The sequence below is a fragment of the Maribacter hydrothermalis genome (genome assembly GCF_001913155.1).
GTDB classification, from domain to species: Bacteria; Bacteroidota; Bacteroidia; order Flavobacteriales; family Flavobacteriaceae; genus Maribacter; species Maribacter hydrothermalis.
In genome coordinates this window covers 1,259,836-1,272,591 of record NZ_CP018760.1, presented here as the reverse complement: position 1 = coordinate 1,272,591, position 12,756 = coordinate 1,259,836, and the positions used below count along the sequence as shown (strand labels likewise).

9 protein-coding genes are annotated in these 12,756 nt (G+C 35.1%); 1 reads left to right on the top strand and 8 read right to left on the bottom strand.

Annotation, left to right across the window (positions count from 1 at the left end; all coding sequences use genetic code 11):
* Positions 1-24: 24 nt before the first annotated feature.
* The 5 genes from BTR34_RS05425 to BTR34_RS19085 form a co-directional block, all read right to left on the bottom strand.
* Positions 25-1,326, bottom strand: a complete 1,302-nt coding sequence (locus BTR34_RS05425; protein WP_068487208.1) for an MFS transporter — start codon at positions 1,324-1,326, stop codon at positions 25-27.
* Between the two features lie 123 nt (positions 1,327-1,449).
* On the bottom strand, positions 1,450-2,151 hold the full coding sequence (locus BTR34_RS05420; protein ID WP_068487206.1) for a FadR/GntR family transcriptional regulator: 702 nt from the start codon (positions 2,149-2,151) through the stop codon (positions 1,450-1,452).
* Between the two features lie 195 nt (positions 2,152-2,346).
* Positions 2,347-3,672, bottom strand: a complete 1,326-nt coding sequence (locus tag BTR34_RS05415) for a RagB/SusD family nutrient uptake outer membrane protein (RefSeq protein ID WP_068487455.1) — start codon at positions 3,670-3,672, stop codon at positions 2,347-2,349.
* Positions 3,673-3,691: 19 nt separating this feature from the next.
* On the bottom strand, positions 3,692-6,133 hold the full coding sequence (locus tag BTR34_RS05410) for a SusC/RagA family TonB-linked outer membrane protein (RefSeq protein ID WP_235843280.1): 2,442 nt from the start codon (positions 6,131-6,133) through the stop codon (positions 3,692-3,694).
* A complete protein-coding gene (locus BTR34_RS19085; protein WP_235843278.1) occupies positions 6,134-6,895 on the bottom strand; it encodes a carboxypeptidase-like regulatory domain-containing protein in 762 nt (253 codons plus the stop codon). It abuts the gene before it with no gap.
* A gap of 685 nt (positions 6,896-7,580) precedes the next feature.
* Here BTR34_RS19085 and BTR34_RS05400 point away from each other — a divergent pair.
* The gene (locus BTR34_RS05400) at positions 7,581-8,675 is read left to right on the top strand and encodes a type I phosphomannose isomerase catalytic subunit (RefSeq protein ID WP_068487202.1); all 1,095 of its coding nucleotides are present in this window, start codon (positions 7,581-7,583) and stop codon (positions 8,673-8,675) included.
* A gap of 118 nt (positions 8,676-8,793) precedes the next feature.
* Here BTR34_RS05400 and BTR34_RS05395 read toward each other — a convergent pair whose 3' ends face one another.
* The 3 genes from BTR34_RS05395 to BTR34_RS05385 form a co-directional block, all read right to left on the bottom strand.
* Positions 8,794-10,044, bottom strand: coding sequence for an Nramp family divalent metal transporter (locus BTR34_RS05395; protein ID WP_068487200.1), 1,251 nt, complete (start codon positions 10,042-10,044; stop codon positions 8,794-8,796).
* Positions 10,045-10,134: 90 nt separating this feature from the next.
* Positions 10,135-10,509 carry a cupin domain-containing protein gene (locus tag BTR34_RS05390; RefSeq protein ID WP_036156630.1) on the bottom strand — a complete coding sequence of 125 codons (375 nt, stop codon included), beginning with the start codon at positions 10,507-10,509 and terminating at the stop codon, positions 10,135-10,137.
* Between the two features lie 18 nt (positions 10,510-10,527).
* Complete coding sequence (locus BTR34_RS05385) at positions 10,528-12,756, bottom strand: alginate lyase family protein (protein ID WP_068487198.1); 2,229 nt, start codon at positions 12,754-12,756, stop codon at positions 10,528-10,530.

Sequence of the window (12,756 nt, the reverse complement as noted above, 5' to 3'; positions counted from 1 at the left end):
TGTTATTCTGATTCTTATTTCAATTTAATTTTTACTTTTTACTGGTGCAATATTTGGAATTAAAAACCAAACACTTGCCATTGTTATAATAGCTAGCGCTGCACCTATGACAAAGGCTGGAGTATAATTTCCACCTGATGTTAGCCAAGGAACCAATGCTGTAAGGCCAGCAGCTCCTAATTTTGCCGCCGTACCAGATAAGCCAGAAAGCGTACCTACTGACTTACTTCCAAATAAATCGCTAGGCAATGTTTGGACATTTCCAATAGCTGTTTGGAAACCAAATAAAATGACTGCCATATAAATTACCGCTGTTTCTGGTCCGCCTGGGTTTGCCATCAATAGTAAGAAAGGAAGCATAATTACACATCCAAGTGTAATTACGAATTTTCTTGTTTTGTTGACCGTCCAACCTACTTTAATGCGGTTCTGAGCTAAAAGCCCACCAAACCAAGCTCCAAGCATGGCGCCAACATAAGGTACCCAAGCATAAAAACCAATAGCTTTCACATCCATACCATATACTTCGTTTAAGTAAATTGGTATCCAGAAAATAAACAACCACCAAATAGGATCAAGAGCTGCAGATGCTAGAATAACTCCCCAACTTTCTTTATGTTTCAGCATTTTTCCCGTTTCTGGGTTGTAACCATCATCTGGTTCTCCGTCTCCATCCTCGTCATGGTTCTTTTGTCCTGTTAAGATATAGGTGCGTTCTTCAACTGATATCCAGGGGTGATTTTTTGGTGGAGATTTTACTAATATCCACCAAGGTATAAGCCACAATAACCCCGTTATACCAACTAATATGAAAATCCATTTCCAATCGAAATATACCGATAGTAACCCAATCGTAGGAAAGGCTATGATTCCTCCAATGGCTGCACCAGAATTAAAGAGCCCTTGAGCAAATGCTCTTTCCTTTGTTGGAAACCATTCTGCATTTGCTTTTGCTGCTCCTGGCCAGTTACCCGCTTCTGATATTCCTAATAGAGAGCGGAAAATGCTCAATGTAACTATACCTTTTGCAAAAGCATGTAGTGCTGTTGCAATCGACCAAAAACCTATAGACAATGCAAACCCTAGCCTTGTTCCGTATTTGTCGAATATTTTTCCAAAAATGGTTTGGCCAAATGCATATGAAAAAATAAATAGTACTGAGATAATCCCATAAATTCCCTTTCTTTCATCATTCGTCTTATCTGGATATAATTCCTCAGCAATGTCAGGCCATAGAACTGGTAACGCTTGTCGATCAATATAATTGATTATAGTAGCCAAAGCAATTAAGCCTATGACCCACCATCTTAATCCTTTTATTTTCATAATGCTGACCTTTTGGTTATGGTTTGTAAATGGAAATTTTTAATACTATTTGTATTGGTAAGTATACAAGTAGTTAAATTTTCAATTTTTAGGCTCACTTAGATTCGACCTATTTAAATCTTTTTAAATATTGTAACAGTATTGATAAAGCACATTAAAATGTACTTTCATCATTTCTTTAGCCTTTTGTGTATTTTGTTCTTTTATGGCATCAAAAATATCTTGATGTTCTTTTATACCTTTCCTGCTTTGATCCTTATCACAAACATGGTATTTTTCGAAATTGGTTATGATTTCTGGTGTAATAATCAACATCATTCTATTAATTGTACTATTTCCACTTGCCCGCGCAATGGCTAAATGAAAAAGTAAATCTTCTTGTACGGCATCTTCATTATTGATAACCTTTTCTTTATAAGCTTCTAGTGCTTCTTGCATTTTCAATAGATCAGAATCAGTTCTTCTTCTTGCAGCTAATCTTACGGTTTTAAGTTCTAGAAGAATTCTGGTTTCAACTAATGATTTAAAATCGGGATCTTCTAAGCGAAGGATATCCTCTAACATACCATTCATTGCTACCTGTCCAATATCGGCTATGAACGTACCACTTTGCGGTTTAGAGTATAAAATACCGTAAAATTCAAGCTTATCTATAGCGTCTCTTACATTTCCCCTACTGACATTGAATTTTTCAGATAATTTACGTTCAGATGGCAACTTGTCTCCAGGTTCTAGATTTTTAAAATTAATTAAATCTCCAATTTGAGAAATAATACTATTTTGTATTTCTTGATGTTCGTTGTTTATGTGGGTATCTAACTTCATATCTTGAATTGTTTTCCATTAAATTGGTTAACCAGATTGGTTTTTTCAAATTTAAGAAAATAATTTGCTTAACAATTGTTTTCAAAAACCTAAATAGGCCACACTATAGTTATATTGGTCAAAAAGATGTACTGGCTTGGTAACAAGCCAGTAATCTTAAAAAACTAACTCAAACAACTTTCTTTTAAATATTTTTTAGTACCCGGCGTTTTGAGTAATTACACCTGCACTCGAAAGAATTTCTGATGGAGGAATAGGAAATATATAATAATTACTATCAATTGATTGTCCCATTGCGGCATCAACATTACCAGTTCTTACTAAATCAAACCATCTATGACCTTCAAAGGCTAATTCTACTCTTCTTTCTTGCGCAATTGCTGTTCTAACATCCGCTTGAGAGCTTGCTGTTCCAGTTAAACTAGTTAAACCAGCTCTTGTTCTAATAGGGTCTAATAATGGAAGAACTTCAGAAGCGGGTGAACTCGTTTCATTTAAAGCTTCTGCATACATTAATATAACATCTGACAATCTTATTTCAATAAAGTCTTGATCAAGTCCGCCAGTATATTTTACACCTTTTCTAGCGGTAACATCAATAGTTAAAGCCTCTCTTAAGTCTGTGCCACCACCATTGGTGCTACTTGCCTCAAAGGCATCTATTAGACTTAACGTTACATTTTGTTCATCAGCCTTTGTGTCACCACCTTGAAACCAACCTGAAAAAATAGTACCAGTAGCTGAATTTGTAATTGAGCTAGATATTTGAGTTGCAAAAATAATTTCTGAACTCTCATCGGTTACTACATTGGCAAAGTCAGGTTCTAAAACTACACCCGCACCGGCAGCAGCATTTACGGCATTTCCAAGTGCTATTTTTGCATTTGGGAAATCATTGTTATACATATACACTTTCCCAAGTAATGCTTGAGCTGCTATTTTAGTAGCACGACCACTGGACAATCCTGAATTATCTAAACCAGCTATGGCATTTGTCAAATCTGGAATAATAACATCACTGTAAACAGTAGCTGCAGGTTGTCTTGTTAAAATAGACAAGTCCGAAGAGTCAGGAGTAGGAGATAAGTTTACTGTTACATCTCCAAAAGCTACAACCAATTTAAAGTATGATAATCCTCTTAAAAATTGAGCTTCTGCTATTTGCGTAGCATCGTCAGAATTTTCAATAACGTTATTGGCACTTAAGATCGATTTATATAAATTACTATAAAACGGGCGAAAAAATATTTCTGATACCGCTAACCCACCTAAATCTGAATTGTAGGTATGGAAATCTGGGTATGGTGGTTCATCATCAAACGTTATGTTGTCTGCTCTAAAATCTCCCATTACCGCTTGTGGTGTTACCACACCTGTATGGTAGTAATAGGCAGCGTTCAATACTCCTCCATAATTTGTTAAAGCACTAGATTCAAGTTCAACAGGTGGTGTTTGATCTAGTTCATTCTCACATGCTGTCATTAACAACATGGAAACTGCTACTATGTATATAGTTTTCATCTTTATCATTATTTTTTTATTAAAAATTAACATTAAGGCCAAGTGTGAAACTTCTTACGATTGGGCTTGCACCTTCTTGGTAACCATAGGTTGTTGGACCTGCATACCCTGAATTTTCTATTTCTACACCTTCAGGGTTAAAAGACGTATAATCGTCTGCCATAAAATACAACAGGTTAGTTGCTGCGGCATATATTCTTAAAGAGCTTAGACCTACTCTTTCAGTTAAATCTGAACTTAAAGAATAACCTAAAGTTAAGTTTCTTAATGCAACATAAGAAGCATCTTGAACCATTGCGCCATGTGCATTTCTTGTCTCAACGTAATGCTTACCGGCATTTGGACCTATATTTGCTATACGGTCACCTTCAGGGTCAAAAGCATCTGTTAATCTGCCCCCAAATTGTGACTTCCAGTATATTGGGTCTAGGTTGTAAACTTCAGCACCTTGTGATCCTTGAAATTGAAACGATAAATCAAAATTCTTATAGTTCATATCACTAGAAAGTCCCCAGAAAAAATCTGGTGTAGCAGACCCTAATTTCACATAGTCACCTTCATATGTAATTTCACCATCGCCGTTTTGATCTACAACATACCATTCTGAGCTACCAAATCCGATATTTCTAGATGGGTCGGCAATAAATTGTGTTTCAACTTCACTAGTTACGGCATAACCCCACATTTCGCCTACTTCACCACCTATGTAGTTTCTAAATTCTGCTCCTCTACCACTTGGTCCTCCATAAACTTGTCTAGGTAATTCATCTAAGTCACCTAAACTTGTAATTTCTGAATCAACTGTTGAGTAGTTAGCACTAAGGTTCCATGAGAAGTTTTCATTAGATACTAATTTTGTAGTTAATTCAAGTTCTAAACCAGAACTGGTAACATCACCACGATTAAGGGCAATTGATGGTGTACCGTTAACTTCAGAAATACTTTGATTGATCAACATGTCATTAACATCAGAAGTATAATAATCTGCACTAAATCTGAAACGGTTATTAATAAACCCTAAATCAACACCGTAATTGGTTTCTGTATTGGTTTGCCATGTTAAATTAGCATTTGCAACATCTTCTGGGATTAAGAAACCTGTTCCAAAAGCAGTTGGTGAAGTACCTAAAATACTTAAAGACTGGTAAGAACCTAAAAAAGCGGCAGTACCTAAAGATCCAGTACTGAAACGTAACTTTAAAAGACTCAATTTGTCATTATCTCTTAAAAAAGATTCGTTGCTTACATTCCATCCTAAAGAAAGTGCAGGGAAAACCGCATATTTTTCATTTGCTCCAAAACGTGAATCTCCATCTCTTCTAATAGAGGCTGACATTAAATACTTGTCATCAAACGCGTAAGCAACTCTACCAAAATAGCCTCTTCTTGACTGCTTTGCATCTACAGTACTTGTATTTACATCTGAAGGACTTATGAAAGAATAATTAAGTGGTAACCCAAATGGTAAATTTGTTCCATTTGAAGACGTACCCTTGAAATAGGTATTTACAAATTCCATACCTGCTACTGCAGTAACTTCATGCTTTTCAGCGAATGTTTTGGCATAGCTTAACGTTGTTGTACTTAAAACCGTTGATTTTTTAATACTTGAATTAGACAGTTGTGAACGATCAGATCTTTGTTGACCATCTGTAACTTGACCATGATACTCGTAGGTTTGGGTATCTTGAATATCTGCACCAAAAATGGTTTTTAAATTTAAACCATCAAGTAGTTCATATTGTAAATACGAACTTGCATTTGCAAAGTATGTTTTTTTAAACCTTCTTGATTCATTGAATTTTGCACCAACACCGGCATCACCAGTACCACCAATACCATTTTGGTTTCTACCATATTGCCAATCGTGAACAACATCACCAGGTTGTAAATCATAAATACTTGTAGGATCTAAACCAATACCTCTATAATTACTATCAAAGGATCCACTAAGTTGTGATATCGGATTTCCGTTCGCAACACTAGCATCGTAAACAGATTGTCTAGTTTGATCTAATTGTTGAATAAAGTCAATAGACTCTTGTGTGTGATAAACTGGACTAATACTGTAGGCTCTTAAAAGGTCCCTCATTTCCCAAGGCACAATTTCTTGATCTCCTACAAATCCATTCATACTTATACCAGCTTTTAACTTTTCGCTCAAGTTGGCATCAATATTCATACGGCCGTTATATCTTTTATAACCTTGACCTCTAACGATACCATCGGTATTTAAATAACCTAATGAAGCAAATGCTTTTAAATTTTCAGTACCTCCACTTACGCTAACATCATGGTTGGTAGAACTACCATTTCTAAAAAGCCAATCTTCCATACTAATTACGTCAGGTGCATTAGAATACGCATCTAATCTATATTGTAATAAAGCAGGGTCGGTATTGGATAAATCATAATCGCCAGATTGTAGGTCCTCTGCCCATTCTCCTGCAGTCTTAAGCATTTAAATGTCCTTCACATATTTACTTGATGTACTTGTGTAGGTATTATAGCTAAGGTTAACTTTACCCGATTTACCTTTTTTGGTAGTTACCAAAATAACTCCATTTGCTCCCAAAGAACCATATATGGCAGCTGAGGCTGCATCTTTAAGCACCTCTAAACTTTCAATGTCATTTGGATTAACGGTAGCCAAATTACCTGAAATTGGAAAACCATCAACAACAATAAGCGGATCAGATTCGCCAGAAATTGAAGAAGCAGCCCTAATTTGAATTTTTGGTGCAGCCCCTGGCTCACCACTTTGGTTCTGGATACGAACCCCAGGTAACTTACCTGCCAGTGCGTCATCCACACGGGCAACTTGTACAGCGGCAACTTCATCGCCACCAATTTTTGCTACTGCACCTGTTAGGTGCGATTTTTTAATGGTACCATAACCAACAACAACAACTTCATCAAGTTGTGCCGAGTCTTCAGCCAAAACTATATTTAAAGTTTTTTGTCCGCTAATGGTAACTTTGTTCGAAGAAAATCCTATCGAAGAAAATACCAATACATCACCGTTTTTTACGTTAATAGAAAAATTTCCATCAAAATCGGTAGATGTACCTGTAGTTGTATTTTCAATAACAACATTAGCCCCAGGAACAGGTATGTTGGTATTGTCGATTACGGTACCAGTTACGGTATAACCGTCTTGTGCGAATAATGATACATTGAGCAACAGTATCAGCATCAATGTCAATCTAGTTTTTAAATTCATTTGTATTCGTGTTATGTTAATTAAGTTCGACTAATTAAAGTCCGGTTAAAGCATTTTAAATGAAAATTGAGTTTAAATTCATTTTTTTAGTACTGTATATGTTATTTATTAAAAATCTATCAAGAAGCATATTCAGTTTAATGGTGCAAGTGTTAATTAATTCTATCACTTAAATAAAATGTGATGTTAGTGAATGTGTTAATCTAATTTTTTGTCATTGAGTTTTGGTTCGATATTTATTGAGTTAGCTATTTTATTTTGGTTTCCCAAACTGGTTTTCCAATTTGGTTTACCAAATATATGTTATTTTTTCGTTAAAAAAAGGGTTTTTTATATTTTAACAACTTTTACGGTCTTAAAATTTCTGAATTTATCGTTTAGCCCCCTATTTTATTGTTTATTTGGTATTTTGTTAACAAATGGGATGGCTTTTGGTGTGTTTTATAACAAGGCCTTAAAAGGTGTATTTTTACTTGATTTTATCTTTAATTGGCTAAATTTGAACAGTTTTTCGCTCTTAAATTCAATTAATTACATGGTCGAAAATGTCAACTTTTTCAATTAATTTTTAATTTTTAGTTGGTTTAATTTTCCAAAGTTTGCCTCAAACAATAAAAATATTTTCAGACGCATACCTTATATCCTTGGGTCGATATTTTTAATTGGAATAACAAACACAGTAGGTATGAATAAACATTTTGAGCAGTTCGCATATATGCCTTTAAAGCAATTCTCAAATAGAGTTTGGCGAACCTATGAAGGAGGAGCACTTATAGATAGATGGAAAAAAGATAGTCCAGAAGTAGATGGGAGCATGCCCGAAGAATGGATTATGTCTACCGTAACCGCAAGAGGAAACGGAAGACCGGAAAATGAAGGACTCTCTCATGTGGAAACTCCTTCAGGTACTCATTCCCTAAAAGAATTAGTAGTTTCTAATAAAGAATTATTTCTAGGAAAGGCATTAGCGGATAAATTTGGGACTACTGGAGTGTTGATTAAAATGCTGGATTCTAAAGAGAGACTTACAATTCAGGTGCACCCAGATAAAGAATATGCCAAAACCATGTTGAATTCCGCTTTTGGTAAAACAGAGTCATGGTATGTTTTAAATAAGCGTGAAATAAATGGCGGGAAAAGTGTCATTTATATGGGCTTTAAAGAAGGTGTTACAAGAGCACAATGGGAAACTCTTTTTGTAAATCAAGATATTGAGGGTATGCTTAATAGTCTTCATAAGATAGAAGTGAACCCGGGAGATGCTTATATGATTTATGGTGGTGTACCACACGCCATTGGAAGTGGTTGCTTTTTAATGGAAGTACAAGAACCTACGGATTATACCATGCGTGTAGAGAAAGTTACTCCTGCAGGATTAACAATTTCTGATGAACTGATACACCAAGGTGTAGGAGAGCAAAATATGTTAGATTGTTTTCATTATGACGGCTGTTCGTATGAAGAGGCAATAAAAAGATGGAAGGTTTCGCCTAAAACTATTGATTCATCTGACACCCATACATTGAATACCATATTTAACGAAACCCATACGGATTGTTTTGGACTAAGTGAGCTAGATTTAAATGGTTCATATAGCATTAAGGCGAACGGAAGCTTTTTTGTTGCCGTTATTTACTTTGGAGAAGGTACTATGGTATGTGGTAGTAAAGAATACAACTTTGCACAAGGTGATGAAATATTCTTTTCGGCGGCAATAGAAGAAGTGGAATTTAAATCTACCGTAGCATCTAAGATTTTGTTGTGCTATCCACCAAGTTAAGAAAGAAGTTAAACAACTAATTTTCAATTCAGAAGATGATAAAGTAGGGCTTACAGTATACAAGTGATTTGTCAGCCCTTTTTTTATTATACCCTAAATGATTAATATAGTTGTAACGCTAAATGAAATCAATAAATCCGTTTAGGGCAACATAGAGCATATAACAATTGAAAATAAAAGTGGCTGCCAAAGCTAAATTCATGCCTACGCCAATTTTATGTTCTTTCATAATACTTTCTTTATTTAGTAGTATTAACAAGAAGAGTGTAATTAATGGCATTACAAACGGACTTAGTGCTTGGGATGCAATTAAAATCCAAACTGGTTTTCCTCCTAATAAAGGAACTATTAATCCAGAAAGTGCCACTAAAACTACAATAAGTTTATATAAGGGTTTCTTCATGTCTCTTTCAGTATTGGTATAATCTGCAATTAACCAAGGAAAGAGTAGGAGGTTAGGGAAGATAGAAGATAATCCCGCACCAATAATTCCTAAGGTAAATAAAGTTAGTGCAAAGTTGCCCGCCCATGGACCTAAGGCATTCATCATGTCCGTAGCATCATCAACAGGTACGCCTTTACAATATAGCGTGCCCGTTGCACTTATCATAATTGCCAGACTAATTAAAAATGTCATGAACATTGAAGACATGGCATCTTTATTCTCGGTCTTCAGGTCTTTTAATCCCCAGTTTTGTTCTTGTACTAGTATACTTCTAGATGCTAAACAAACTCCCGCCATAGTAGTACCTACTATACCGGCAATTACCAATCCGTTATTATCTCTCTTTGGCAATTCTGGGAAGAATTCGGTAATAGATGTGCCTGCTTCTTTTACGACCATAAAACTGGTAACAATAAAAGCCAAAGCCATAAAGCCAACCATAATACTCATAGCCTTTATGAAATTTTCATGTTTACCAGTCCAAAAAAGTGCGATTAGTAAAGCGATAAAAAAGATGGAAACGACAGGCCCGTTAAGAAAAGAAATGGATGTTTTTACAGAAATCCATTCCATAGTTACTTCGGCTACTACGCCCATAACACCTATACAAGATGAAACTATAGAGACGAGTAATGCAGTAATAATAAAAATAGTAAGTGGTTTGCCGAATGTCTTTTTAAAATTGAACATTAGGGTATTTCCAGAAACAATGGTCAATTTACTAATGGATACTAGTAAGAAGTAGGTAAAAAAACAAGAGAGCAATAATGCCCAAGATAGGCTAAGACCATATTTGGCTCCTGAGACAACCATAGAGGTAACGCTACCAGTACCTACAACATAACCAATAATAAAAAATGCTGGACCAAAATCCTTAAGACGTTTTTTAAAATTTCCTGAGAAGGACAAATTTTCTGTTGTCATAAGTATTGGTTCAGCATTTAAATGTTTATTACAAATGATATTTAAGAAATCTGTTTGTAGCCACTAGAAGAGCTACAAACAGATTTTACTTTATTCTTTATCTCCGAAATAAGATGGACCCACACCACTTAAGAAATCTTCTCTTACAGGGCTAAAAGTGTCAATAAGTTCACCTTCTTCAAGGCAAACTGCGCTATGTAATAAATTTGGTTCAATATAAACTCCGTCACCTGCTTCTACAATTTGCTTTTCGCCATCGATTACAAATTCAAATTTTCCTGATACACAATACGTAGCTTGTGTATGAAAATGTTGATGAGGTGCGCCTAAAGCTCCTTTATCGAATTTTACTCTTACCATCATAATTTGGTTGTCATATCCTAAGAATTTTCTTGAAACTCCTCCGCCAAGTACTTCCCACTCCATGTCTTTAGTAATGACGTACTTTTCGCTAAATCTCTTCATAATATTTAATTTTTGTTTTTATTTAAAATAATAAGAACCAGACCACTCGTAATTCTTATCGTTAATTTTTACTTTATGTGTAGCTTCTTTTGTGGCATTTGAATTTGCAATAATAAATAGTTTGGTAGTATCTTTTACAGTAGTTATTGCAATTGCTGTGTAATCAAAAGAGTCTAAAACTACATTTACTTCTTTAATGTTACTGTTAGAATTTACAGCAGATTCAGATACTGGACTATAACTGCCATGAGATTCAATGACAGATACATATGTAGTATTTTGAGCGTCTTTTCTGCGAATTATAAAACCTGCCTCTCTTCTTAAGTTAAATTCAGGGTCATTGGCACCAATTCTTACAAACCTAAGTTCATCCTCTTTCGATGTTACTGAAGTTAACGTGTAAAATCTTCCTTTTTCTAGCCAACTTAGCTTTGTGTTTTCATTGGTTGAGCTCCCAATACCTTCTGACCATAAATGTTGATATCCATTATCTTTACCTATAGGCTCTAGCGTTTTTGGAACTTCATATTCAAAATTTGTAGTCAATATTTGGCCCATAAAATAAAATGGTAAATCGTATTGGTTTACGCTGTCCGATTTAACTTTTAAAATATCAAGTAGTAATGGTTTTTCAAAACCGTCTTCTTTAATAATAGCCATTGTTCTGTGCATTTCCGTTCCAGGATACGCGTTAGTCTCTATAGCACTAACAATTTGTATCTCGGCATTAGAATCATCAAAAAGATATAAATCGGGATTATGTTTACTGCCAATATCATATTTCCCTTGGTAGTGAGATTTCTCATTTTGCACTAATGTATTATGAGCTATGGTTTGCTTTGCCCAAGTTTTATTTTCTTTTAAGTAGTTGCCACCACCTTTTTGTTCAATATTTACAAAACGGGCAAGACCATAATCTTGTAGCACTTCATCACCATTTTCGTAGTAGGAGTATGATAACTTATCATAATGACCATGACTAGAGCCTTGAGCTGCATATTTGAAAACAAGTTCTAAATCATCGCTTCTTAAAATTCCCACACCACCTTGCTTTCCTTCCGGTCCGTCAGATAAATTGATTGATTTTTTATCGAATGGTTTTGCTTTTCCATTTTTCACGCCAAGTGCAACCGCCAATCCAGAGTCGTCTAATAATACTTTGTTTTGCTTTTCTGCGATACTTAATAAGCCGGGGTCTTGGTTTCCAAAATAATAAGAAATATCTACTGCAGTAACTAAGGCATCGTTATAATAAGACATTCCTTTCTGACCATCGTTAAGGGGGAAGAAGTCACCATCTGCATCAGATAAATTCAAGAGTGCATTGATTGATTTTAAAAGTACTCCGTCTTTGTATTCAAAAATTTTCAATTCTGGTTTTACATTGTGTAATCCTTCTGCAAAAATCAAAAACGGATACATGGCATAACGCTGGTAATATGGACCTTCGTTATAATACCCATCAGGTGAAAAAGGTTCCTCTATGTTCGCTAAGAATCCGGCTTTACCTTCCTTGTTAATAAATCCGCCATCATCGTCTTTAGCAGTTTTGTCCATCTTTAAACCTGGAATACCGTATAATGCACGATCAATCAACTCTTTGTCGTTCATTACCAAACCAATCATACCAACAGCTGCATTTCCCCATGTACTATGGTTGTGTACTCTTTGGTAAAACTGCGGACTATCAACCGAAATGTGATCTGCGAATGGTCTAAAAAGATTTTTTTCTAGCTTTTTTCTTTCAGCTTCACTTAAGTAATTATATACACAATCGTAAGCCTGACTAACATAAACCAACCAATTAGAATCGTTTAAGCATTGCCAAAATAATTTACCACGAGCATAGGATCTTGTTTTTGGATGCAGGGGTAATGTTTTGTACATTTCTTCATACTGTAACAGCATATCTTTTACATACTTTGCATATTTTTCATCATCCAATATTTGATATAAAACACCTGCTTGTTGCATAATAATCATATTGCGTTTATGACGAACATGGGTGTAGCCACCAGAATAATCTTTAGGAATAGGGGTGTCTATGCCTAAAGCTATTTCGGCATCAACTTCTTCCTTTAATTGTTGTAATGATGTATCAAATAAAGGTACAGAACCTAATTCTGCTCTAATTTTTTTAACTCCTTCTTTGGTAAGAATAAGGCTAGGGTGTTCTTGTGCAGCTGAACTGAACGTTATTAGTATAGCGCAAATAAAAATTTGCAATGTTGTTGAGTATTTGATCAT

What these genes read in the sequence shown, in the direction of transcription:
- BTR34_RS05395 (WP_068487200.1), bottom strand. Translation starts at nt 10,044, where the DNA reads ATGACAACAGAAAATTTGTCCTTCTCAGGAAATTTTAAAAAACGTCTT.
- BTR34_RS05420 (WP_068487206.1), bottom strand. Translation starts at nt 2,151, where the DNA reads ATGAAGTTAGATACCCACATAAACAACGAACATCAAGAAATACAAAAT.
- BTR34_RS05410 (WP_235843280.1), bottom strand. Translation starts at nt 6,133, where the DNA reads ATGCTTAAGACTGCAGGAGAATGGGCAGAGGACCTACAATCTGGCGAT.
- BTR34_RS05415 (WP_068487455.1), bottom strand. Translation starts at nt 3,672, where the DNA reads ATGAAAACTATATACATAGTAGCAGTTTCCATGTTGTTAATGACAGCA.
- BTR34_RS05390 (WP_036156630.1), bottom strand. Translation starts at nt 10,509, where the DNA reads ATGAAGAGATTTAGCGAAAAGTACGTCATTACTAAAGACATGGAGTGG.
- BTR34_RS05425 (WP_068487208.1), bottom strand. Translation starts at nt 1,326, where the DNA reads ATGAAAATAAAAGGATTAAGATGGTGGGTCATAGGCTTAATTGCTTTG.
- BTR34_RS05400 (WP_068487202.1), top strand. Translation starts at nt 7,581, where the DNA reads ATGAATAAACATTTTGAGCAGTTCGCATATATGCCTTTAAAGCAATTC.
- BTR34_RS05385 (WP_068487198.1), bottom strand. Translation starts at nt 12,756, where the DNA reads ATGATCAAATACTCAACAACATTGCAAATTTTTATTTGCGCTATACTA.
- BTR34_RS19085 (WP_235843278.1), bottom strand. Translation starts at nt 6,895, where the DNA reads ATGAATTTAAAAACTAGATTGACATTGATGCTGATACTGTTGCTCAAT.